The 23,818-nt window shown below is 67.1% G+C and carries 22 protein-coding genes; 16 read left to right on the plus strand and 6 right to left on the minus strand.

Going from position 1 to position 23,818, the window contains the following annotated elements; all coding sequences use genetic code 11:
• Positions 1–87: 87 nt before the first annotated feature.
• The 12 genes from PVZ72_RS08720 (at position 88) to PVZ72_RS08775 (ending at position 12,130) form a co-directional block, all read left to right on the plus strand.
• Positions 88–771, plus strand: coding sequence for a TerC family protein (locus PVZ72_RS08720; protein WP_187979119.1), 684 nt, complete (start codon positions 88–90; stop codon positions 769–771).
• A gap of 30 nt (positions 772–801) precedes the next feature.
• Positions 802–1,275, plus strand: coding sequence for a ribonuclease E activity regulator RraA (rraA, locus tag PVZ72_RS08725; protein ID WP_187979120.1), 474 nt, complete (start codon positions 802–804; stop codon positions 1,273–1,275).
• 57 nt (positions 1,276–1,332) lie between these two features.
• Positions 1,333–1,998 (plus strand): aspartate/glutamate racemase family protein, encoded by a 666-nt coding sequence (locus PVZ72_RS08730; RefSeq protein ID WP_273861707.1) that lies wholly within the window; start codon positions 1,333–1,335, stop codon positions 1,996–1,998.
• 136 nt (positions 1,999–2,134) lie between these two features.
• Positions 2,135–3,142 carry an ABC transporter substrate-binding protein gene (locus PVZ72_RS08735; protein WP_273861708.1) on the plus strand — a complete coding sequence of 336 codons (1,008 nt, stop codon included), beginning with the start codon at positions 2,135–2,137 and terminating at the stop codon, positions 3,140–3,142.
• Between the two features lie 26 nt (positions 3,143–3,168).
• A complete protein-coding gene (locus PVZ72_RS08740) occupies positions 3,169–4,050 on the plus strand; it encodes a TauD/TfdA dioxygenase family protein (RefSeq protein WP_273861709.1) in 882 nt (293 codons plus the stop codon).
• Between the two features lie 158 nt (positions 4,051–4,208).
• Complete coding sequence (locus PVZ72_RS08745) at positions 4,209–5,090, plus strand: ABC transporter ATP-binding protein (protein WP_183630282.1); 882 nt, start codon at positions 4,209–4,211, stop codon at positions 5,088–5,090.
• 15 nt (positions 5,091–5,105) lie between these two features.
• Positions 5,106–5,972 (plus strand): ABC transporter permease, encoded by an 867-nt coding sequence (locus PVZ72_RS08750; protein WP_158896882.1) that lies wholly within the window; start codon positions 5,106–5,108, stop codon positions 5,970–5,972.
• A gap of 532 nt (positions 5,973–6,504) precedes the next feature.
• Complete coding sequence (locus PVZ72_RS08755) at positions 6,505–7,593, plus strand: LLM class flavin-dependent oxidoreductase (protein ID WP_273861710.1); 1,089 nt, start codon at positions 6,505–6,507, stop codon at positions 7,591–7,593.
• 70 nt (positions 7,594–7,663) lie between these two features.
• A complete protein-coding gene (locus PVZ72_RS08760; RefSeq protein WP_273861711.1) occupies positions 7,664–8,611 on the plus strand; it encodes an ABC transporter substrate-binding protein in 948 nt (315 codons plus the stop codon).
• On the plus strand, positions 8,608–9,933 hold the full coding sequence (locus tag PVZ72_RS08765) for an LLM class flavin-dependent oxidoreductase (RefSeq protein ID WP_273861712.1): 1,326 nt from the start codon (positions 8,608–8,610) through the stop codon (positions 9,931–9,933). Before PVZ72_RS08760 ends, PVZ72_RS08765 begins: the two co-directional genes overlap by 4 nt.
• Positions 9,934–11,115 carry an acyl-CoA dehydrogenase family protein gene (locus tag PVZ72_RS08770; protein WP_273861713.1) on the plus strand — a complete coding sequence of 394 codons (1,182 nt, stop codon included), beginning with the start codon at positions 9,934–9,936 and terminating at the stop codon, positions 11,113–11,115. It begins immediately after the preceding gene.
• Between the two features lie 121 nt (positions 11,116–11,236).
• Positions 11,237–12,130: a LysR family transcriptional regulator gene (locus PVZ72_RS08775; protein ID WP_273861714.1), complete on the plus strand. Its 894-nt coding sequence runs from the start codon at positions 11,237–11,239 to the stop codon at positions 12,128–12,130.
• Positions 12,131–12,178: 48 nt separating this feature from the next.
• Here the strand turns inward: PVZ72_RS08775 and acnA are convergent, their stop codons facing one another.
• Positions 12,179–14,878 (minus strand): aconitate hydratase AcnA, encoded by a 2,700-nt coding sequence (acnA, locus tag PVZ72_RS08780; RefSeq protein WP_273861715.1) that lies wholly within the window; start codon positions 14,876–14,878, stop codon positions 12,179–12,181.
• Positions 14,879–15,075: 197 nt separating this feature from the next.
• Between acnA and rlmM the strand changes: the two genes are divergently transcribed.
• Entirely contained in the window at positions 15,076–16,137 is a 1,062-nt protein-coding gene (gene rlmM, locus PVZ72_RS08785; protein ID WP_273861716.1) for a 23S rRNA (cytidine(2498)-2'-O)-methyltransferase RlmM, read from the plus strand.
• 56 nt (positions 16,138–16,193) lie between these two features.
• The gene (tusA, locus tag PVZ72_RS08790; protein WP_273861717.1) at positions 16,194–16,433 is read left to right on the plus strand and encodes a sulfurtransferase TusA; all 240 of its coding nucleotides are present in this window, start codon (positions 16,194–16,196) and stop codon (positions 16,431–16,433) included.
• Between the two features lie 267 nt (positions 16,434–16,700).
• Here tusA and PVZ72_RS08795 read toward each other — a convergent pair whose 3' ends face one another.
• The 3 genes from PVZ72_RS08795 to PVZ72_RS08805 form a co-directional block, all read right to left on the minus strand.
• Positions 16,701–17,351: an SGNH/GDSL hydrolase family protein gene (locus PVZ72_RS08795; protein WP_273861718.1), complete on the minus strand. Its 651-nt coding sequence runs from the start codon at positions 17,349–17,351 to the stop codon at positions 16,701–16,703.
• Positions 17,352–17,436: 85 nt separating this feature from the next.
• Entirely contained in the window at positions 17,437–19,590 is a 2,154-nt protein-coding gene (locus PVZ72_RS08800; protein WP_273861719.1) for a mechanosensitive ion channel family protein, read from the minus strand.
• 70 nt (positions 19,591–19,660) lie between these two features.
• Complete coding sequence (locus tag PVZ72_RS08805) at positions 19,661–21,037, minus strand: MATE family efflux transporter (RefSeq protein WP_273861720.1); 1,377 nt, start codon at positions 21,035–21,037, stop codon at positions 19,661–19,663.
• Between the two features lie 130 nt (positions 21,038–21,167).
• On the opposite strand from PVZ72_RS08805, the gene pdxB reads away from it, so the two are divergent.
• Entirely contained in the window at positions 21,168–22,331 is a 1,164-nt protein-coding gene (gene pdxB, locus PVZ72_RS08810; RefSeq protein ID WP_187979134.1) for a 4-phosphoerythronate dehydrogenase PdxB, read from the plus strand.
• 108 nt (positions 22,332–22,439) lie between these two features.
• On the opposite strand, the gene ppnP is transcribed toward pdxB, so the two are convergent.
• Together ppnP and PVZ72_RS08820 are read right to left on the minus strand one after the other, a co-directional pair.
• Entirely contained in the window at positions 22,440–22,721 is a 282-nt protein-coding gene (ppnP, locus tag PVZ72_RS08815) for a pyrimidine/purine nucleoside phosphorylase (RefSeq protein WP_027597776.1), read from the minus strand.
• An 81-nt stretch (positions 22,722–22,802) separates the two neighbouring features.
• Positions 22,803–23,354 (minus strand): exonuclease domain-containing protein, encoded by a 552-nt coding sequence (locus PVZ72_RS08820; RefSeq protein ID WP_273861721.1) that lies wholly within the window; start codon positions 23,352–23,354, stop codon positions 22,803–22,805.
• 186 nt (positions 23,355–23,540) lie between these two features.
• Between PVZ72_RS08820 and PVZ72_RS08825 the strand changes: the two genes are divergently transcribed.
• Positions 23,541–23,795 (plus strand): YkgJ family cysteine cluster protein, encoded by a 255-nt coding sequence (locus tag PVZ72_RS08825; RefSeq protein ID WP_027597778.1) that lies wholly within the window; start codon positions 23,541–23,543, stop codon positions 23,793–23,795.
• The last annotated feature ends 23 nt before the right edge of the window (positions 23,796–23,818 follow it).

Genomic DNA, 23,818 nt, shown 5'->3' on the forward strand with positions numbered 1-23,818 from the left:
GATATAAACGACAATATTAATGACCTGAAATCATTGCGGGCCGCTGCTGCCCAAGGGACGTCAGCCCCCAAATAGACGAGGTCCACCTTGCTTACCGCCCTGTCCGATCCGGTCTTCCTGACCAGTCTGCTCCAGATCGTCATCATCGATATCCTGCTTGGCGGCGATAACGCCGTGGTCATCGCCCTGGCCTGTCGGCGCCTGCCGGACGCGCAACGTCGCAAGGCCATCCTGGGTGGCGTGGCCGGGGCCGTCATCCTGCGCATCCTGCTGCTGTTCGTCGCCAGCTACGTGCTGGGCTGGCCGCTGCTCAAGGTGGTGGGCGGCGTGCTGCTGCTGTGGATCGGCATCAAGCTGCTGGTGCCCGAAGACGACGAGGCCGACGTCAAGGCCGGTACCACCCTGGGCCAGGCGATCTGGATCATCATGGTGGCCGATGTGGTGATGAGTCTGGATAACGTCATCGCCGTGGCCGGCGCGGCTCAAGGCCATCTGGGCCTGGCCGTCACCGGGGTGCTCATCAGCATCCCCATCATCATCTTCGGCAGCCAGCTCATCCTGAAGCTCATGGAAAGGTTTCGCTGGCTGGTGGTGGCCGGCGCGGCACTGCTCGGCTGGATCGCCGGCAAGCTGATTGCCAGCGATGAACTCCTGCAGGGGTGGCTCGGTACCGGTGACATGCACTGGGTCCCCTATGCCGCCGGCGTCCTCGGCGTCTTCATCGTGGTCGTGACCGGCCAGTTGCTGGCACGGCGAACGGTAACGGCCTGACCGATCTTTCGACCATCAAGGAGCACCACCATGACCTTCAAGACCACCGACCTCTGCGACGCGCATGGTGACCAGGCGCGGGTCCTGCAGCCGATCTTCCAGGACCTGGGCGGCCGCACCGATTTCGCCGGACCGGCGCTGACGGTCAGGTGCTTCGAGGACAACTCGCGTATCAAGGAACTCAGCCAGCAGCCGGGCGAGGGGCGCGTGCTGGTGGTCGATGGCGGTGGCAGCGACCGCTGCGCGCTGCTCGGCGACATCATTGCCGAGGACCTGGTGAAGAACGGCTGGGCCGGTGCGCTCATCTATGGTCAGGTTCGCGACAAGGCGGTGCTGACCGGGTTGCCGTTGGCCATCAAGGCGCTGGGCGTCTCGCCGCGCAAGTCGGTCAAGCGTAACGAAGGCCAGGTCGGCGAGCCGGTGACCTTCGCCGGGCAGACGATCCGCAGCGGCGATCAGCTCTACGCCGACGCCGACGGCGTGATCATCCTCGACGTCCGCTAGGCGCTTCCGCCAGCTACCCGTCGCCGTTCAGGCGGCCCTTCCTGGAGCGCTATCACCATGACCGCCGCCAAACGCATCTTTCTGATTCACGCCACCCGCATCGCCATCGCGCCCATCAACGCGGCCTTCGCCCAGGATTGGCCCCAGGCGCTGCGCTTCGATCTCTGGGACGATTCGCTGTCGAAAGACGCCAGCGCCGCTGTCGGCAGTACGCCAGCGCTGGACCAGCGCATTCAGGACCTGGCCGAGCATGCCTTTCGCGCCCAGGCCGACGCCGTGCTCTTTACCTGCTCGGCCTTTTCCAGCGCCATCGAAGCCTGCCAGCGCCGCTATCAGCGACCGATCCTCAAGCCCAACGAGGCCATGGTGCAGGAGGCCCTGGCCAGGGGCGGTCGCATCGCCGCCCTGACCACCTTCGGCCCGGCGGGCGCGGCCATCGTCAGCGACTTCGAGGTCGAAGCAAGCCGCCGCGGCCAGACGGTAGATATCTCACCAATCCTTTGCGAAGGCGCGCTGGAAGCCCTGCATGCGGGAGACCAGGCCCGCCACGACGCCCTTATCGCCGCGGCTGCAGAGCGGCTACGCGGCGACTATGACGTGCTCTGTTTCGCACAGTTTTCCATGACCGCCGCGCAATCGGCCAGCGAAGCCGCCTGGGGCGGCTCGGTGCTTACTACGCCGGCCAGCGCCGTGCGGCGCCTGCGACAGCTGCTTGAAGGCTAGGACCTTTCCAGCGGTCGAATTCACCCGGTCCCGCATCTCCGTGCATATGGTTAGTCAAATTCCGTCTTTACTAAAAGTTATAACAGCTCATTAGCCTATAACGCTTTCGGGTAGCCAGTCGGCACGGAGCGGGATGATGAGCAGGGTAGGGAAGGGATTGGCGGTTATCGCCGCGGTGGTGGGTGCCCTGGGTTTCGCGGGCAATGCCGCCGCCGAGGGCAGGATCAGCATCGCCCAGCAATTCGGCATCGGCTATCTGATCCTCGACGTGGTACGCGATCAGCAGCTGATCGAAAAGCACGGCAAGGCCGCCGGGCTGGACATCCAGGTGGACTGGAACAGCATCTCCGGCGCCACCGCCATGAACGAGGCGCTGCTGGCCGGCGCGCTGGACGTGGTCTCCGCCGGGGTACCGCCGATGCTGACCGTCTGGGATCGCACCCGCGGCCGGCAGAACGTCAAGGCCATCGCCGCCCTGGGCGCCATGCCCAACTACCTGCTGAGCAATCGCGCCGAGGTCAGGTCGATCAGCGACCTGACCGACCAGGATCGCATCGCCGTGCCGGCGGCGGGCGTGGGCTTCCAGTCGCGCACCCTGCAGATCGAGACGGCCAAGGTCTTCGGCGACGCCCACTTCAAGAAATTCGACGCCATCAGCGTGAGTCTGCCGCACCCCGATGCCAGCGCCGCCCTGATGGCGGGCGGCGCGGAGATCACCACCCATTTCTCCAGCCCGCCGTTCCAGTACCAGGCGCTGGAGAATCCCCGAGTCCATCGCATCCTCAGCAGCTACGACGTCCTCGGCGGACCGGGCACCTTCAACGTGCTCTACACCACCGAGAAATTCCACGACGAGAATCCCAAGACTTATCGTGCCTTCTATGACGCCCTAGTGGAGGCCGCCGCCTTCATCCGCGCCAACAAGGCCGCGGCCGCCGAGGCCTATATCCGCGTCGAGCATTCCAAGCTGCCGCTGGCCCTGGTGCAGCGCATCGTCGAGGACCCGGAGATCGATTTCACCGTCGAGCCCCAGCGCACCTTCGTCTACGCCCAGAAGCTGCATGAGCTGGGCGTGCTGAAACACCAGGCTGCCGCCTGGCAGGACTACTTCTTCCCCGAAGCCCACGAGCGTCCCGGCAGCTGAGCTGGACCACCAAGGAGAACACTCCCATGACCCTCGCATCCCCCCGTCCGGCCGCCGGCGAGACTTTCGAGATCCGTCCCTTCGGCAACCTGGGGGCCGAGATCCTCGGCATCGATCTGGCCCAGCCGCTCAATGCCGAAGACTTCGCCCGTGTCCATCGCGCCCACCTGGACCACCATGTGGTGGTGTTCCGCGACCAGCGCATCACCCCCGCGGAGCAGATTGCCTTCAGCCGCCGCTTCGGCGAATTGCAGATCCATGTCCTCAAGCAATTCCACCTGGCCGGCCACCCGGAGATCCTCATCGTCTCCAACATCGTCGAGGACGGCCAGCCGATCGGCCTGGGCGATGCCGGCAAGTTCTGGCACTCGGACCTCTCCTACAAGGAGCTGCCGAGCCTGGGGTCCATGCTGCATGCCCAGGAGTTGCCGGAGGAGGGCGGCGATACCCTCTTCGCCAACATGCACCTGGCCTACGACACCCTGCCGGCGGCGCTCAAGCGCCAGGTCGAGGGTCTGCAGGCCGAGCATTCCTATACCGCCACCTACGCCAAACCCAAGTTCGAGGGTAACTGGCGGCCGACCCTGACTGCCGCGCAACTGGCCGAGGTCAAGGCGGTGGTGCATCCGGTGGTGCGCACCCATCCGGAAAACGGCCGCAAGGCGCTGTTCGTCAGCGAGGGCTTCACCACCCATATCGTCGGCCTGCCGGAAGACGAGAGTCGCGAGTTGCTGGCCGAGCTGCATGCCCACAGCGTCAAGCCCGAGCACCTCTATCGCCACCAGTGGCAGCCCCACGACCTGGTGTTCTGGGACAACCGCTCGCTGCTGCACCTGGCGGCCGGCTGCCCCAATCATCTGCGGCGCAAGCTGTATCGCACGACCATCCAGGGCGATGCACCTTTTTGAAAGCTTGCTCAAAGTCTGCTGCGCGTCGGCCAAACCGCGTTGAAAAGCCCGTCGGAATGCTCATTTACCACCCGTAAATTCCGCTTCCTCCGGTCTTTTCGCCTCGTTTGGCTTTAGCTCGCAAAACTTTGAGCAACCTTTAAATACCGGAGACGACCATGAATGCCCCTCTCGCTTCCCGTCCGCACCTGACCCTGGCGCAGACCCAGCCGCTGCTGCAGGTGCAAGATCTCGACCTCGAATACCGCACTCGCGAGCGCCGGGTGCGGGCTACCCACCAGGTGTCCTTCGAGGTGCATGGCGCCGACCGTTTCGTGCTGCTCGGGCCGTCCGGCTGCGGCAAGTCGAGTCTGCTCAAGTCGGTGGCGGGTTTTCTGCCGCCGCTGCACGGCGAGATCCGCCTGGATGGCCAGCCGATCAGGGGCCCTGGACCGGATCGCATCGTGGTGTTCCAGGAATTCGACCAGCTGCCGCCGTGGAAGACGGTGCTGGAGAACACCATGTTCCCGCTGCTCGCCAGTCGCCAGGCCAGTCGTGGTGAGGCGCGCGAGCGGGCGCTGCATTACCTCGACAAGGTCGGCCTGGCGCGCTTCGTCGATGCCTATCCGCATCATCTCTCCGGCGGCATGAAGCAGCGGGTGGCCATCGCCCGCGCCCTGGCCATGCAGCCCAAGATCCTGCTGATGGACGAACCCTTCGCTGCGCTGGATGCCCTGACCCGGCGCAAGATGCAGGAAGAATTGCTGGCGCTCTGGGACGAGGTGCGCTTCACCCTGCTGTTCGTCACCCACTCCATCGAAGAGGCGCTGGTGGTGGGCAATCGCATCCTGCTGCTGTCGCCCCATCCGGGCCGGGTCCGCGCGGAACTCAACTGCCACCAGTTCGGCCTCGAAGACTTCGGCGGCGCCGAATTCCAGAGTACCGCGCTGCGCATCCACAACCTGCTGTTCCCCGACGACGTTCAGACCCTGCCACCGGAGGTCGCCGACGAGCGCCTGCGCCTGCAGCAGGCCATCGTCCAGGGGCGCATTTCCTACTAGTTTCGAGGTAGACCCATGACTCGACAGCCCCCGGTGCGGGCCGAATACCAACGCGACCTCGCGCCCCTCGACGACTTGCCGCTGGCGGTCGAACTGCCCCTGGTGACGCGCCTGTGGAGCCAGGCCTGGCTACGCAAGCTGGTGATTCTGGCGATCCTGATGCTGGCCTGGGAAGTGGCCGCCCGCTGGCAGGGCAACGATTTGCTGCTACCCAGCTTCCTGCAGACCGCCGCGGCCTTCTGGGATGGCCTGGTGACCGGCGAATTACCGGCCAAGGTCGCCATTTCCCTCGGCACCCTGCTCAAGGGCTATCTGCTGGGCGTGGTCCTGGCCCTGGCGTTGAGCGCCCTGGCCGTGTCCACCCAGTTCGGTCGCGACCTGCTCGGCACCCTGACCTCTATGTTCAACCCGCTGCCGGCCATCGCCCTGCTGCCCCTGGCGTTGCTCTGGTTCGGCCTCGGCGAGAACAGCCTGGTGTTCGTGCTGGTGCATTCGGTGCTCTGGCCCATGGCGCTCAACACCTACTCGGGCTTTCTCGGCGTTTCCGACACCCTGCGCATGGCGGGGCGCAACTACGGCCTCAAGGGGCTGAGGTACGTCGGGCTGATCCTCATCCCGGCGGCGCTGCCGGCCATCGTCTCGGGCCTGAAGATCGGCTGGGCTTTCGCCTGGCGCACCCTGATCGCCGCCGAGTTGGTATTCGGTGCCTCCAGCGGCAAGGGCGGCCTGGGCTGGTACATCTTCCAGAATCGCAACGAGCTCTACACCGACCGCGTCTTCGCCGGCCTCGCCGCGGTGATCATCATCGGCCTGCTGGTGGAAGGCCTGGTGTTCGCCACCCTGGAACGGCTGACGGTGAAGAAGTGGGGCATGCAGCGGTAGGGTCTTCCCCGGCCTGTTGGGCTTCGCTGCGCTCAACCCAACCTACGGGATAGCACCGTAGGTTGGGTTGAGACGGCTCCACCGTTGAAGGGCAACAGACCACCGGATCTGCCGCGGTAGGAACGCCTCTCAACGCTCGCTCGGACCGCCCCCTCTCCCCCTGGGAGAGGGCTGGGGTGAGGGTGCCCTTCGCAGCGAAGTCCTCCAGTGGAAAAGGCTGCGCCGTTTTCCACACTACGGCGGCTGATCGCGGCCGTGGGCCGCTCCTACAGTAGCCGGATATCCCGTAGGAGCGGCCCATGGCCGCGATCAGCACAATGCTGAAGTCTCGTAGGAACGGCCACGTGCCGGACCGCCAAGACCGCGATAGAAAATCTAGTACTCCATGTCTTTAAATGCGCCTTATAAATAAATCTCGCATTAGGATATGCGCATAAGGAATTTCCTTCTTATGCCTTGCCTGCCTAAGGTGAACCCCAGCCAACGCCTTCCCGGAAGGCGTCCCCTTTACCTCGGCACGGGATTCACCACCATGAGCGTTCAGTTCCTCGGCATGATCGGCCATCGCCTCACCTCGGAGATCATCGCCCCCTCCGGTCCCATCTTCGACAAGGGCTATGTCACCCGCTTCGCCCAGGCCCACGAGCAGGCCGGCTTCGATCGCATCCTGGTGGGCTACTGGTCCGATCAACCCGATGGCTTCCTGGTCACTGCCCTGGCCGGGCAGGCGACGCAGACGCTCAAGTTCCTGCTGGCCCATCGGCCCGGGTTCGTCGCCCCGACCCTGGCGGCGCGCAAGCTGGCGACCCTCGACCATCTGCTCGACGGCCGCCTGGCGATACACATCATCAGCGGCGGCAGCGACGGCGAGCAGCGCAAGGACGGTGACTGGCTCGATCATGACCAGCGCTACGCCCGCACCGAGGAATTCCTCGACGTGGTGCGCCAGGAGTGGACCAGCACCCAGCCCTTCGACCACGAGGGCGAGCACTACCGGGTGGCGAAGGGCTTCTCCGCCATCAAGCCGCTGCAGCAGCCGAGTCTGCCGGTCTATTTCGGCGGCTCCTCGCCAGCCGCCCTGCGGGTGGCCGGCAAGCACGCCGATGTCTTTGCGCTCTGGGGCGAGTCCCTGGCCCAGACCCGCGAGACGATCGCTGCGGTCCGCGCCGAGGCGGCGCGCCATGGCCGCACCCCCAGCTTCAACGTCTCCTTCCGGGTGATCCTCGGCGACACCGAGGACGCTGCCTGGGCCAAGGCCGAGGCCATTCGCCAACAGGCCAAGGCGCGCCTGGCCGCGGAAGGCGCCGTGCATCCGGCCAAGCCGGAAGCGGTCGGGGCCCAGCGCCTGCGCGATACCGTGGCCCTGGGCGATCGCGTGGATCGCCGACTCTGGACCGGTATCGCCGCCCTGGTCGGTGGCGGGCACAACTCCACCGCCCTGGTGGGCACCGCCGAGCAGGTGGCGGATGCCTTGCTGGACTACTACGACCTGGGTGTGGACAGCTTCCTGATCCGCGGCTTCGATCCGCTCAACGACGCCGTCGAATACGGTCGCGAGCTGATCCCCCTGACGCGTGAGAAGGTCGCCGCGCGCCTGGCCGCCGCCCGTCGCACCGGCTGAAGCCTGCTGACCCAACCACCGCGCGACCGAACCCACGGAGCGCTCCCGATACCTTCGAGGAGACGCCTTCGTGATCAAGGGATTGCTATTCGCCGCCGGCCTGCTGGCCGGCACCTCCGCCAGCCTGGCCCAGGCGGTCACCCTCACCATCGGTGACCAGTTCTACTACAGCAGTACCCTGCTGGAGCAGGCCGGTGAGCTGAAGGATCTGCCGTACCAGATCCAGTGGAAGAGATTCAACGCCGGGGGGCCGGTGGTGGAAGCGCTCAATGTCGGCTCCATCGACCTGAGCATCGTCGGCGACACCCCGGTGATCGCCCTGGCCGCCCGCGGGGGACCGGTCAAGGTGGTGGCGGTGACCCGCAACCGCCCGGACGGCACCGCCATCGTCGTCGGCAAGGATTCGCCGATCAAGACGGTGGCGGACCTGCCCGGCAAGCGCGTGGCCATCTGGAAGGGCTCCTGGAGCCAGCAGCTGGTCTATTCGGCGCTGGAACAGGCCGGACTGCCCAGCGACGCCCCGCGCTACAGCTACCTGATGCCGACCGAGGCCGTGGCCGCCCTGAGCCAGGGCACCCTGGACGCCACCGCCACCTGGGAGCCCTATGTCAGCATGGTGGAACGCCAGGGCGGACGGGTGCTGGTCACCGCCAAGGACCTGATGCCGGCCCCGGTCTATGTGGTGGCCAATACCGGGCACCTGGAGGAGAACCGCGCCGCCATCGGCGATTTTGTCGCCCGCCTGCAACGCGCCCGCAGATGGGCGCGGGACCACGTCGACGTCTATGCCCAGGCCTGGGCCAGGCGCAACAACTCCGATCAGGCCATCGCCGAACGCTGGTTCCGGCGCGACGCCACCTGGGTCGAACCAATCAGCGCCCAGACCCTGAGCGATGGCCAGGAGACCGCCGACTTCCTGGTCAAGGCCGGGGTGTTGCCACAGCCCTATGACGTCGAGTCGCTCTATGACCAGAGTTTCAATCGCTACCTGCAAGCGCCCCGGGAGGCTAGCCGATGAGTCGCCACCTGCACCTCGCCGGCTTCCTGCTGGCCGGCCCGGTGGTCCATAGCCATGCCGTCTGGCGCCACCCCGAGACCCAGGGCGACTTCCTCGACCCGGACTACTACGTCCGCGCGGCCAAGGCGCTGGAGGAGGGGCTGTTCGACTTCCTGTTCTTCGCCGACCGCCTGGCCGTGGGCGACCAGCTCGGCGGCTCGCGGGAAACCGCTCTGCGCCTCGGCGCCCAGGACGCCACCCGACTCGACCCCTTGCCGCTGCTCTCCTACCTGGTGGCCCACACCCGCCATCTCGGGCTGGGTTGCACCCGCTCCACCACCTACTATGAACCGGCCCATGTCGCCCGGGCCTTCGCCACCCTGGATCACCTGTCCCGCGGGCGCGCCGCCTGGAACATCGTCACCTCGATGAACGACAGCGAGGGCCGGCTGTTCGGCAAGGCGCACCACCTGGAACACGACCTGCGCTACGACCGCGCCGACGAATTCGTCGAGGTGGCCGTCAAGCTGTGGCGCAGTTGGGGACCCGCGGCGCTGCGCCTGGATCGGGACGCCGGCGTGCTGGCTGATCCCGCGCAGGTGCGCGCCCTCGATCACCAGGGCGACTGGTTCCGCGTGGAAGGCCCGCTCAATATCCCGCGCAGTCCCCAGGGGCGCCCGGTACTGATCCAGGCCGGTTCCAGCGGCCGCGGCCGGCGCTTCGGCGCGCGCTGGGCCGAGGCCATCTTCACCATCCAGCCGAATCTCACCGCCATGCGCGCCTTTCGCGACGACGTTCGCCGCCAGGTGCGGGATCAGGGGCGGTCGCCCGACGGCTGCAAGATCCTTACCTCGGTCATGCCCTTCATCGGTGGCAGCGAAGCCGAGGCGCGCGCCAAGCAGGAAAGACACAACGCCCTGGCGCAACCGGAGGTGGGGCTGATCACCCTCTGCTCCCAGCTCAATATCGACCTGTCGCGCTTCACCCTGGACACCGCCCTGGGCGAGGTGGTCGAGGTCGGCGACCTGCCGCCGGCCGCCGCCGAGAAGCTGCTGGAGCTGGGACCGCGCACCACCCTGGCCGAACTGGGTCGCAGCTACGCCGCCAGCGTCCGGGTGCCGCAGCTGGTGGGTACCGCTGCCCAGATCGCCGACCAGCTGGCCGAGTGGTTCGAGGCCGGCGGCTGCGACGGCTTCGTGATTTCCCCCGGTTACCTGCCGGGTTCCTTCGTCGAATTCAGCGAGAGCGTGGTGCCGCATTTGCAGCGTCGCGGGCTGTTCCGGCGCCAGTACCAGGGTTCGACCCTGAGAGATCACCTGGGCCTCGGCCCCCTGGAGGACTAGATGAGCACGATCGAGGATGCCGCTGGCTGGCTGACGCTGGCCCGCGAGATCGGCGCGGAATTCGCCGCGAGGGTGGTGGCCGACGAACGCGACCGCCTTCGTCCCGACGCCCAGCTGCAACGACTCAAGGACAGCGGCCTGACCAACCTGGTCATACCCGTGCGGCTCGGGGGTGCCGGCCAGCCCTGGTCGCTGGCCATGCGGGTGCTGCGCGAGATCGCCGCCGGCGACGGCTCGGTCGGCCTGCTCTTTGGCTATCACCTGCTCAATACCGTGAACCTGCGCCGCGAACCCCAGCCGCGGCGCGATCGGCTGCTGGCGGAGATCGCCGAGGGACGGCTGTGGCTGGCCGGGGTGGTCAATCCACGCGACGACGACATCCTCGCCACGCCGAGTCCTGGCGGCGGTTATCGCCTGACCGGGCGCAAGGGCTTCTGCAGCGGCGCCGCCTTTGCCGATCGACTCACCATCAGCGCCCTTGACCGGGAGAGCGGTGCACGCCTGATGGTCACCCTGCCGGCGGACCGGCCCGGACTGGCCTACGCCGGTGACTGGGACCACTTCGGCGTGGCCCGCAGCGACAGCGGCAGCTTCACCCTTGACGACGTCTGGGCCAGCGCGGCGGAGGTCCAGGTCTGCGACCTGGAAGACGCGGGCGATTTCGCCGCGGTCATCCGCACCCCGGTCAACCAGTCGGCCTTCACCCAGTACTACCTGGGCGCCGCCCAGGGCGCGCTGCGCGAGGCGCGGCGCTATCTGCATGCAGAAGCGCGGCCTTGGGTGCATTCCCTCGCCGCCAGCGCCAGCGAGGATCAACTGGTGTTGAGCCAGGTGGGCGAACTCTGGATCGCCCTGCAGGGCGCCGTGGCCCTCGCCGAGGTGGCGGCACGGCGGGTGGATGACCTGCTCGACGCCGATGCCGCCTTTACCACCGACCTGCGCGGCGAGACGGCCATCGCCGTGGCCAGCGCCAAGGTGCTGGCCGCCCGCACCGCCCTGGACGTCACCACCCGGGTATTCGACGCCCTGGGTGCCCGCGCCACCCACAACCGCCTGGGCCTGGATCGCTTCTGGCGCGACGTGCGCACCCACAGCCTGCACGACCCCCTGGCCTACAAGGTGCTGGAGGTCGGGCGCTATGCGGTCAATGGTCAGTACCCTGCGATCCTTGCCTACACCTGACTAAAGCTGGTCTGCTCTGGATTCACCCATTAGCTGGCGCAACGCTAAACCCAAAACAGGCGAGGGGGGCTGCGTTATGCTTGAGGCGCATGTCCAGCCACGGGAAGTCAGACGCCTCCTCATGAAGACCGACGATATCGCAGCCTTTGTCGCGGTGCTCCGCAGCGGCTCCCTCAATGCCGCTGCCCTGTCCCTTGGGCTCACTCAGCCGGCCATCACCCGCCGGCTGCAGAGCCTGGAACAGGATCTGGGTGTCGAGTTGCTCGACCGCCACACCAAGCCGCTCAAGCCAACCCGTCTGGGTCAGGAGGTCTACGGCCACTGCCGCGCCATCCTGCGCGAGATGGACGCCCTGCGCGAACGGGTGGCGGGCGATGCCCCGCCGTCCGGGCTGTTGCGCCTGGGCGTGCCCCAGACCCTGGGCGATGCGCTGTTGCTGCAGGCGGTACGGGAGATCCGCGCCCGCTATCCGGAGTTGCGCCCCCAGGTGGCGACGGGCTGGGGCAGTGTGCTGGTCAGCCGTATCGAGCATGGCGAGCTGGACGGCGCCCTGGTGCTGTTTCCGGCCAACAAGGTGTTCCCTGACAACATCGAGGCCCAGGCCCTGGGCGCCATGCCGCTGCAGGTGGTCTGTGCCCGCGACCAGGCGCCGGCCAAGGCGCAGCGGCTGGCCGATATCCAGGGCCAGGGCTGGGTACTCAACCCCGACGGCTGTGGCTTTCGCGCCAGCCTGCAACGGACCCTGGCCGAGCAGGGCCAGGCGCTGCGCATCAACCTGGAGACCTATGGCACCGAACTCCAGCTCGGCCTGGTGGCGGACGGTCAGGGCCTCGGCCTGGTCCCGGCACCGCTGCTGGCCTGCAGCGCCCACCGCGAACGCCTGGCGGTGATCCCGCTGAAGGACTTCAAGCCGGAAATCCAGCTGTGGCTGATCCACCCGCGCTTTCTCGGACCCTTGCAGGAGGTGGTCAAGGGGTTTGGGCGGGAGGCGAGTCAGCTGTTGGCAGCCTCCTGACAGCAGAACGCCCGGCAGCCAGGCTGCCGGGCGTCCGTTGACGCTGGCTTAGGCCGCAGGCTTCGCCAGGAACTCCCGCAACACGTAGTGCAGGATGCCGCCGGCCTTGAAGTAGCTCACCTCGTTGAGCGTGTCGATGCGGCAGAGCACCTCGACGCTCTCCAGGCTGCCATCCTCGCGGGTGACTTCCAGGGTTAGCGGCATGTGCGGCCGCAACTCGACACCGTCGATGCCCAGCACGGCGATCTTTTCCTGGCCGGTCAGTCCCAGGGACTTGCGGTCCACGCCGTCCTTGAACTGCAGCGGCAGCACGCCCATGCCCACCAGGTTGGACCTGTGGATGCGCTCGAAGCTCTCGGCGACCACGGCCTTCACGCCCAGCAGATTGGTGCCCTTGGCCGCCCAGTCACGGGAGGAACCGGTGCCGTATTCCTTGCCGGCGATGATGACCAGCGGGGTGTTTTCCAGTTCGTACTTCATGGCGGCGTCATAGATCGACAGCTTTTCGCCCGTGGGGACGTGGAAGGTATTGCCGCCTTCCTCGCCACCGAGCATCTCGTTCCTGATGCGGATATTGGCGAAGGTGCCTCTCATCATGACTTCGTGGTTGCCACGGCGCGAGCCGTAGGAGTTGAAGTCGGCATAGTCGACGCCATGCTCGGCCAGGTAGCGGCCAGCGGGGCTGTCCTTCTTGATGTTGCCGGCAGGGGAGATGTGGTCGGTGGTGACCGAATCACCCAGCAGCGCCAGGATGCGGGCATCGTGGATGTCGGCGATGCGCGGCGGATCGCCGGCTATGGTCTCGAAGAAGGGCGGATTCTGGATGTAGGTGGAGTCGGCATCCCAGACATAGGTCTCGGCGTCTGGCACCTGGATCGCCTGCCACTTCTCGTCACCGTCGAATACGGCGCCGTATTGCTTGTGGAACATGGCGGTGTCGAGCTTCTGCACGGCGTCGGCCACCTCCTGCTGGGTGGGCCAGACGTCTTTCAGATAGACCGGCTGACCGTTATTGCCGGTGCCCAGTGGCTCCTGGGTCAGATCGACCTTGACGCTGCCGGCCAGCGCATAGGCCACCACCAGCGGCGGCGAGGCCAGCCAGTTGGTCTTGACCAGCGGATGCACCCGGCCTTCGAAGTTACGGTTGCCGGAGAGTACCGAGGCTACGGTGAGGTCGGCGTCCTGGATGGCCTTTTCGATGGGATCGAGCAACGGACCGGAGTTGCCGATGCAGGTGGTGCAGCCATAGCCGACCAGGTCGAAACCGAGGTCGTTGAGATAGGGGGTAAGGCCGGCGGCGTTGTAGTAGTCGGTCACCACCTTGGAGCCGGGGGCGAGGGACGACTTGACCCAGGGCTTGCGCATCAGCCCTTTTTCCGCAGCCTTCTTCGCCAGCAGACCAGCGGCCATCATCACGCTGGGGTTGGAGGTGTTGGTACAGGAGGTGATGGCGGCGATCACCACGGCACCGTCCTCCAGCTGGAAGGTCTGGCCGTCGAGCTGGACTTCCACGCCACTGCCAGCCTTGGGGGCCTCGGCTTTTTTCGGCGCCAGGGAAGTGAAATCGCCAAAGGTCTTGGCGACCTCGCCGAGCAGCACACGATCCTGCGGTCGCTTGGGTCCGGCCAGGCTGGACTGGACTTCGCCCATGTCCAGCTCCAGCACGTCGGTGAACACCGGCTCGTCGCCGGGATTGCGCCACAGGCCCTGGGCCTGGGTGTAGGCTTCCACCAGTTGCACGGTCTCCTCGGGGCGACCGGACAGGCGCAGGTAATCCAGGGTGATCTGGTCCACCGGGAAGAAACCGCAGGTGGCGCCGTACTCCGGCGCCATGTTGCCGATGGTGGCGCGGTCGGCCAGGGGCAGGGTGGCCAGGCCATCGCCGAAGAATTCGACGAACTTGCCCACCACGCCCTTCTTGCGCAGCATCTGGGTCACGGTCAGCACCAGATCGGTGGCGGTGATGCCCTCGCGCAGCTTGCCGGTGAGCTTGAAGCCCACTACCTCGGGGATCAGCATGGACACCGGCTGGCCGAGCATGGCTGCCTCGGCCTCGATGCCGCCCACGCCCCAGCCCAGCACGCCCAGGCCATTGATCATGGTGGTGTGGGAGTCGGTGCCGACCAGGGTGTCGGGGAAGGCATAGGTGCGGCCGTCCTCGTCCTTGGTCCAGACGGTGCGGCCCAGGTACTCCAGGTTGACCTGGTGGCAGATACCGGTGCCCGGCGGGACCACGCGGAAGTTGTCGAAGGCATTCTGGCCCCAGCGCAGGAAGGCATAGCGCTCGCCATTACGCTCCATCTCGATCTCGACGTTCTCGTGGTAGGCGTTTTCGCTGGCGTAGCGATCCACCATTACGGAGTGGTCGATCACCAGGTCGACGGGAGAAAGCGGATTGATCCGCTGCGGATCGCCACCGGCCTTGGCCACGGCTTCGCGCATGGCGGCCAGGTCGACCACTGCCGGTACGCCGGTGAAGTCCTGCATCAGCACCCGCGCCGGCCGGTACTGGATCTCGCGATTGGCGGAGCGGGTCTTGGTCCAGTCGGCCAGGGCCTGGAGGTCCTCGCCGGTAACGGTCTGGTTGTCTTCCCAGCGCAGCAGGTTCTCCAGCAGCACCTTGAGGGATTTGGGCAGCTTGTCGAGATTGCCCAGGGTCTGGGCGGCGTCGGGCAGGCTGTAATAGTGGTAGGTGCGCTCACCGACCTGCAGGGTCTTGAGGCTTTTGAGGCTGTCCAGGGCTGGCATCAGGGGTCTCCTTATCGACGCTTCGACGGTTGCCCGCTGGCCGTACGAGCCTCGAAACGTGAAGGAGACCCGTACCAGCGCTGGGCGGACTGATTTTTCTAGGTGTAGTACTGGACCGATAGGCGCCGCCGGCGTTCCCCAGCGGGCGCGCTGGGGTATAGTGCGCGCCCTGCGTGACCCCTTGAGGAAGCCCCGTCGTGAATACCCTGTTGCTGCTGTGCCGTACCGGATTCGAAGGCGAGGTCTGCGCCGAGCTCGGCGAGCGGGCGGCGCTGCTCGGCGTGGCCGGTTATGCCAAGGGCAAGCCGGGTGCGGCCTATGCCGAATTCGTCTGTGGCGACGCCGAGGGTGCCGCCCGGTTGATGCAGAACATCACCTTCGCCGAGCTGATCTTTCCCCGTCAGTGGTCCCGTGGCGCCTTTCTCAGCCTGCCCGAGCAGGACCGCATCGGCCCGCTGCTGGAGCTGCTGGCGGGCTATCCCGTCTGCGGCAGTCTGGCCCTGGAGATGCCCGACACCAACGATGGCAAGGCGCTCTCCACCTTCTGCAAGAAATTCGAGCGCCCCCTGACCCTGGCGCTGCGCAAGGCCGGCCGCCTGGTGGATGATGCCCGGGCGCCGCGGCTGCAGCTGACCTTTCTCAGCGGGCGCGAGGTTTTCGTCGGTCTGGTCGAACCGGGCAACGCCGCGCTCTGGCCCATGGGCATTCCGCGGCTGAGGTTTCCCCGCGAGGCCCCCAGTCGCTCGACCCTCAAGCTGGAAGAGGCCTGGCACCACTTCATCCCGCGTCCCGAATGGGAAACCCGCCTGTCCTCCGAGATGCGCGCCGTCGATCTGGGCGCCGCCCCGGGTGGCTGGACCTGGCAACTGGTGGCCCGCGAGATGCTGGTGACGGCGGTCGACAACGGTCCCATGAACGAGGCGCTGATGGATACCGGCCTCGTCGAGCACCTGCAGGTCGACGGCTATGCCTTCGTCCCCAAGCGCCCGGTGGACTGGATGGTCTGCGACATCGTCGAGAAGCCCGCGCGCACCGCGGCGCTGATCGAGCGCTGGATCGGCGAGGGCCACTGCCGCGAGGCGGTGGTCAATCTCAAGCTGCCGATGAAGCAGCGCTATCGCGAAGTGGCCGGCATCCTCGAACGCCTGCACGCCCATTTCGCCGATCGCGGTCAGCGGGTCGCCATCGACTGCAAGCAGCTCTACCACGACCGCGAGGAAGTGACCTGTCATCTGCGCCGCCTGGATCGGAAACCCTAGGCCGCCATCAGGCTCTGAATGCAGATCGCTGTAACCGTTCTATCCCTGGAGACCCCATGACCCTCGAAGCCGATGCCACCCTCGACGCCAGCGGGCTGAACTGCCCGGAGCCGGTGATGATGCTGCACAACAAGGTGCGCGACATCGCCCCCGGCGCCCTGCTCAAGGTCATCGCCACCGATCCCTCCACCCAGCGCGACATCCCCAAGTTCTGCGTCTTCCTCGGCCACGAACTGGTGGAAAAGAGCGAAGGGGAAGGGCGTTATCTGTACTGGATTCGCAAGAAGGGGGAGTGAGGGTACTCCGCCTGGGCCGAGAGGGTGCCATCGTCGAAGCCCAATGGTGCGATGCGGAGTGCGGTCTGTTGGGCTTCGCTTGCGCTCAGCCCAACCTACGATGCCCCACCGCGCGGGCCCGGCTCTCGTAGGTTGGGTTGAGACGGCTCCATCGTCGAAGCCCAACGGACCGATGCCAAGGGAGCCGTAGCGTGGAAAACCGCGCAGCGTTTTCCACTGCGTGGTCTCGCGTCCGCGGACAAGGCTGCGCCGTTGTCCACGCTACGCTCAGGCGCTTGCGGCTGCTCTGACCACCCCTACCAGATGCTCCCCCAGCCGCCGATGCTGGTCCGCCTCGAAATGCACGCCGTCCACCGGACTCACCTGGATGATCTCGCCCGCATCGACGAAGGCCGCGCCCTGGGCCTCGGCCACCTGGCGATAGCGCGCGGCCAATTGGCGGGACTTGGCCGCGCCGCCGGCGAAGATCTCGCCGAGAAAGCCCACTTCCTCGATGGGCGCCGGCGCCATGACAATCAGCCTGGGTGTGGCGCCGCCCGGGCCGGCATTGCAGCGCCTGATCTCTTCCAGCAGCACCTGCAACGCACTGGCGATGTCCGCGGGCGTCACCGACAGCCGCGCCTTGAGATCGTTGGTGCCGAGCATCAGCAGCAGGACGTCCACCGGCAGCTGACTCTCCAGGCAGGGTCGGAGATAGGTGAAGCCGTTCTTGTGGTGGCCGTCGATGGGATCGTCATGCACCGTGGTCCGTGCTGGCAGGCCTTCCTCGATCACCCGCCAATCGGCGCCCAGCCCGTGGGCCAGTACGCCGGGCCAGCGTTCGTCCCAGCCGAAGCGTTCGAGCACGCCGGGCTGGGTCAGGGGGCGGGTGCCATGAGTGTTGGAGTCGCCATAGCAGAGCAGGGTACGCAGGGGCATGTCGGGGACCTCGCCAGGACAGAGTAACGTCCACCCTAGAGGCTTTTCCGCAGCGCCGCGAGAACCGACGGTCGTGGCAGCGACTTCAGCCTTCGCTCGGCGCTTCGTTCCCCCGGGCCGCCTGATCCAGCGGCGAGCCGCCTACCTCGTAGCGCACGTTCATGCGCGGCGAGGCCAACTCGATGCCGGCGTCGTCCAGGTAGCGCTTGAGCCTGAGGTTGAAGGCCCGCGAGACCTCCCACTGCTTGATCGGCGCGGTCTTGAAGCGGAATCTCAGGATCGCCATGCCGGAATCGAAGCTCTCCACCCCCTGCAGCTCCAGCGGCGACCAGATGTCTCGGCCGATGAAGGGATCCTGGCGCAGTGTGCGACCCACTTCCTGGACCATCTCGATGGCCTTGTCCACCGACAGCGCCTGGGGAATCGGCAGGCGGAAGATGGCGTAGCCGAATTGCCGCGAGTAGTTCTGGATGCTCTTGATCTCGCTGAAGGGGATGGTGTGGACGATGCCATCGATATCCCTGAGTCGCACGGTGCGGATGGTCAGGCCCTCGACGGTGCCCAGGTGATTGCCGACGTCGACGTAGTCGCCGATGGCCAGGGAGTCCTCGATGATGATGAACAGCCCGGTGATGAGGTCGGCCACCAGGCTCTGGGCGCCGAAGCCCACCGCCAGGCCGATGACGCCGGCACCGGCCAGCAGCGGGGTGACGTTCACGCCCATGTTGGCCAGGGCGACGATCAGGGCGATGACGAAGATGGTCAGGAACAGCACGTTGCGGATCAGCGGCAACATGGTCTGGGCGCGGGCATTGTTCGGGCTGACGCGATGCAGATTGAGGCCGCGGTGGATGGCGGTGTCGGCCAGGATCCACACCAGCCAGGCCAGCAACAGGGTGCCACCCAGGCCAAAGAACTTGCTGGCGACCGCATGGCCGTCGCCCTGGCTGAATCTCAGCAGCGAGAGATTCCAGGCGCGCAGGGCCAGCTCGATCCCCACCAGCCAGATGACGATGCCCAGCACCAGCACGAAGAAGGCCCGCAGCCGTTCGGCATAGGCCTCCTGGATGCGGCCGTGCGGTCGCCGGCGCAGCAGCCGCGCCCGCACCAGGGCGTTGAGGCCCAGGGCGGCGCCCATGGTCACGGCGAACAGCAGCGCCCGGCGCAGGGCGTCGCTGGTATCGCCGGCGGAGACGAAGGTGGCCACCACCGAGACCGCCACCAGGATCAGCAGCGGCAGGTGCCAGAGGCGGGCGATCAGATGGCGCACGCCCTGCAGACCGTGCAGCGCCTGACGCTTGGCCAGCGGCTGATTGCGGATCAGGTGGGCGATGGGCCGGCGGAATCTCAGGGCGAACTGGGCGGTGAGCAGCGCCGCGCAGATGTTGGCGCCGATGGCGATGACCGCCGCCAGGTGTGGCCCCAGGGTCTCGGCCAGGTGCGGATCGCTGGCGGCGCCACCCAGGGCGGCCAGGCTGCCGATGATCCATAGCGGGCGAAAGGCGCGGCGGCGCAGGATCAACAGCGCCCGGCTGCGATGGGCGCCGCTGGGCAGGGAGCAGATCACCACCACCGTTGCCGCGAACAGCGGGCCGATGACGGCGGCATAGGCCAGGGTGACGGCCACCGTCTTGCCCAGGGAGTCCGGCATCCACAGGGATACCAGCAGGGTGATGACGAACGCCAGCAGCCAGGGTGCCAGCTTGCGCAGGGCGAAACGCACCAGGTCCAGGGTCCGCGGTCTGAGCGGAAGCTCCTCGGAGAGCCTGAACCTGATGCGCAGCCGATGACTGATGCTTTTCAGGCCCAGGGCGCAACCGGCCCAGAAGGCCAGGGTGATGACGAAACCCGAAAGCAGGTTGAGGCGCTGCTCGGGCGCCGGCGCCAGGGCGGCCAGCTCGGCGCCCGCCTGGTCCAGCTGGTACTGCCAGCGCTCGCGCAGGTTGTCACGCTGCAGCTGTTGCTCGACCACCGTCATGGTGTCGGTGATCAACCCGATCACGCCCTGGGAGGCGCTGGGTTCGGCCTTGGCCTGGGCCGCCTGCAGCTTCTTGAGATCCGCCAGCAGACGATTGCGCTGCTGCTCGCTTTCCAGGGTCTTGATCACTTGGTCTAGGGACGGGCCGAATTGCGGATCGACCTGATCCTTCTGGGCGCCCGGCAGCCCGGGGAGGGCAGCCTGGACCGGGCCGATGAGCAGGAAGCAGAGGCAAAACAGCTGTAGCAGGCGAAAGATCATCGAAGCCGCACGCTCGCGAAAGGGGGAAACGCCCGTCCTGAACGGCCTGGGGCCGTCCGACGAGAGGGGGTCAGTGTAGCAAGGGCTTGGCGCTGTGGATGCGTCGCCGGGCACTGCGCGCCAGCCGCACCGACAGCAGGATGGCCGCGCAGGTCAGTCCCAGTACCAGACCCTGCCAGAGGCCGGCCGGACCCCGCGGTGCCCCGAACCAGTCGCTCAGCCCCAGCGCCCAGCCCACCGGCAGGCCCACGCCCCAGTAGGCCAGCAGGGTGATGACCATGGTCGCGCGGGTGTCCTGGTAACCACGCAGGGCGCCCGCGGCGGTCACCTGGATGGCATCGGAGAACTGGAAGATGCCGGCAAACACCAGCAGCGAGGCCGCCAGCTGGATCACCGCCTGGTCCTGGGAATAGAGGCCGGCGATAGCCGTGCGCGCGGTCAGCATCAGGGTGCAGGAAACGCAGGCGCAGAGCAGCCCGGCGGCCATGCCGACCCCGGCGGAAAAGCGCGCCTCGCGCGGCTCGCCGCGCCCCAGCGCCTGGCCAACCCGCACTGTCACCGCCATGCCCAGGGCCAGGGGCACCATGAACACCAGACCGGAGAAGTTGAGCGCCACCTGGTGCCCGGCGACCACGGTCGGACCCAGCTCGCCGATCAGCAGGGCCACCACGGAAAAGATGCTGGATTCGGCGAACACCGCGATGCCGATGGGCACGCCGATGGCCAGCAGGGCGCGCAGCGTTGGTCCGTGCGGTCGCTCGAAGCGGGCGAAAATGGCGCAGGCGCGATATCGCTCGGTGCGGATGATCGCCAGCATGGCCAGCAGCATCGCCCACATCACCGTGCCCGAGGCGAAGCCGCACCCGGCGCCGCCCAGGGCTGGCAGGCCCAGGTGCCCATGGATGAAGATCCAGTTCAGCGGCACGTTCAGTGCCAGCCCGGCAAGGCCCACCAGCATCGCCGGCCGGGTACGCCCGAGGCCGTCGCTGAAGCAGCGCAGCACATAGTAGAAGGCCGTGGCGGGCAGGCCCAGGGCGATGCCCTTGAGATAGAGCAGGGTCGGGCCGATCAGCTGGGCGTCGACATGCATCGCCACCAGCAGCGGTCGGGCATTGAGCAGCAGCAGGCTGGCGATGAGGCCACACCCCAGGGCCAGCCAGAGCGCCTGGCGCACCAGCGGACCGATCTCCTGGCTGCGCCCGCCGCCGTGGCGCTCGGCCACCTTGGGCGTGGTCGCCAGCAGGATGCCGGTCATCAGCAGGAACACCGGAATCCACACGGAGTTGCCCAGGGCGACGGCGGCGAGGTCCAGCGGGCCGACACGGCCGGCCATGACGGCGTCGACGAAGCCCATGGCCGAATGGGAGAGCTGGGCGATGACGATGGGCGCGGCCAGGGAGAGCAGGGCGCCGAATTCACGTCTGATGCGGGGCAGGGAGGCGGTCACTTGATCGTTCGGTCAGCTTCGGGGCCGATAGTCTAGTCCTCATGGCCCGGGTGGCAACCCTCGCGGCGACCGTTGCCGGCTGCCGCTGGCCTGCTAAAGTGCCGGTCCCCGCCCTTGCGAGTGCCCAGGCATGCACATTCTCGCCGACGAAAACATACCGCTGCTGGACGCCTTCTTCGGCCCCCACGCCACCCTCGAACGCCTTCCCGGTCGCGCCTTCGACCGCGCCGCCGTGAGTCGCGCCGATGCGCTGCTGGTGCGCTCCATCACCCGCGTCGACGAGACGCTGCTGGCCGGATCTCGGGTCGGCTTCGTCGGCACCTGCACCATAGGTACCGATCATCTGGACCTCGGCTATCTGGATCAGGCGGGTATCCGCTGGAGCAATGCGCCTGGCTGCAATGCCCGCGGCGTGGTGGACTGGGTGCTCGGCGCCTTGCTGGCGCTGGCCGATGGCGCTGGCGCCGACCTGGCCCGGCGCACCTATGGCATCGTCGGCGCCGGCCAGGTCGGGGGCCGCCTGGCCGAGGCGCTGCGCGGACTGGGCTGGACGGTGCTGGTCTGCGATCCACCACGTCAGGCGACCGAGCAGGGCGACTTCCACAGCCTGGACGAGTTACTGGAGCGCTGCGACGTGCTCTGTCTGCACACCCCGCTGATCCGTGACGGCGAGCAGCGCACCCTGCACCTGTTCGAGGCGACGCGCCTGGCGAGGTTGCGTCCGGGCAGCTGGCTGCTCAATGCCTGCCGGGGCGAGGTAGTCGACAACGCCGCGCTGTGTGCCCATCTGGCTGGTGGCGCCGAGCTGGCGGTGGCCCTGGATGTCTGGGAAGGCGAGCCGGGTATCGATCCTGAATTGGCCCGTCTCTGTCAGCTGGTGACGCCCCATATCGCCGGGCACAGCCTGGAAGGCAAGTGGCGCGGCACGGCGCAGATCTACGCGGCCTTCTGCGCCTGGACCGGGGAAACACCGCGGCTGGGTCTGAGCGACCTGTTGCCGCCGCAGCAGCTGGAGCGCCTGGTGTTTGGTGCGGATACGCCCGAGGCGACGGCCTTCAGGCGCGTCTGTCGTGCGGTCTATGACCCGCGCGACGACGATGCGGCGCTACGCGCGACCCTCGCCTTGCCGGCCCAGGCGCGGGCTCAGGCGTTCGACGCCCTGCGCAAGGGCTATCCCGTGCGTCGGGAGATTCCGGGGCTGGTGCTCGAAGGGACGGGCGTGGCTCGGCTGGCGAGGGCCCTGGGCTGCGACTGGCGACATGGCGACGACTCCGAAAGCGGCGGTGTCGCTTAGGACCGAGGCGAAGCGGAAGCGTTCAGGCGGGACAACGGACTCCCGCCACCCGGCCCGCGCGGCCGAATGACGGAGCCCAAGACGAGGGAGCCGTACGGCTCCCCGAGCTTAGTGGTATTCGCAGAGATAGGCGGTGTCTTCCGCGACCTTGAGCTGGAACTTCGCATTGGCCGGCACGGTGAACTGGCTGCCCGCGGCGAAGGTTTCCCAGGTCTCGCTGCCCGGCAGCTTGACGGTCAGGGCGCCGGCCACCACGTGCATGACTTCCAGCTGGCTGGTGCCGAATTCGTATTCGCCGGGGGCCATGACGCCCAGGGTGGCAGGCTTGGACTTGAGGCTGAAGGCGATGGATTTGACGGTGCCGTCGAAGTATTCGTTGACCTTGAACATCGGATTTCCTTGTGCGAGAGCGGTTGGGACCGTCGCGAGTATGCCCAAGGCCGAGGCCCACTGTCACCGCTTCAGACGAGGCTAGCGCGCGAGGGCCGGCAGGCTGGCGGGTATCAGCTTGGCGGTGTTGCGCGCGTCGGTCTCGGCGCGGTGCAGTACCCCGGTAAAGGCCAGTCCCGCCGATTCCAGGGCGGCGGTGAGGCCCAGCGGACGCGCCAGACCACGGGCCTTGGCGAAGGCCTGCTTGAGATTGCGATGCGGGACCCGGGCGAGGTGGGTGTGCAGATCGTATTCGCGCCAGGCCCGCTCCAGCAGACGGCGGTCGAAATCGCCCCAGCTGCACCAGCCGGCGAGGGTGGTCTCATAGGCGCCCAGCCAGGCCTCGAAGGTCGGCCAGGTGCTTTCCAGAGGCTCTGCGCCATCGACATCGGCCTGGCTGATATGGGTGAGGTCGCGGCAGAAGGGCGTCAGCAGCGGCAGCCGCCGGGGCTGGACGAAACTCTGATAGCGATCGAGCTCCTGGCCCGCCGCATCCACCATCACCGCGCCGATCTCGATGATCTCCATCAACTCCAGTGGCCAGCCGCCTTCGTCGGTGGTCGCTTCCAGGTCCAGCACCAGCCAATGCTTCATCGTCACGCCCTCGGGCCAGCCGCCTCGCTCATCGCAGATAAGACGGTGGAAAGGCCGCGGGGTTGCGTGGCGAGGTGCGAATGAATGTTACATTCATGACTCGATGGCAGCATCTGGTCACGATTCGCTTGTGAGGCCCCGGCCTTGCTCTTAAGCTTGAAGCCTCTTTATCTGCGAGTTTCACCCATGGAGTGCCGTCCGGGTTGTGGCGCCTGTTGCATCGCGCCCTCGATCTCCTCACCGCTGCCACGCATGCCCCAGGGCAAGCCCTCCGGGGTGCGCTGCGCCCATCTGGACAGCACCAACCGCTGCGACCTGTTCGGCTCGCCGCTGCGCCCGGCGGTGTGCGGCGGCTTCCAGGCCGAGCTGGCGTTCTGCGGCACCAGCAGTGCCGAGGCCATGGCCATCCTGCTGCGCCTCGAAGGTGAAACCGCCGCCTGATCCGGTTTTGAATTGCGCTCTCC

It is taken from the genome of Pseudomonas sp. LA5 (assembly GCF_028640825.1).
GTDB lineage: Bacteria > Pseudomonadota > Gammaproteobacteria > Pseudomonadales > Pseudomonadaceae > Chryseomonas > Chryseomonas aestiva.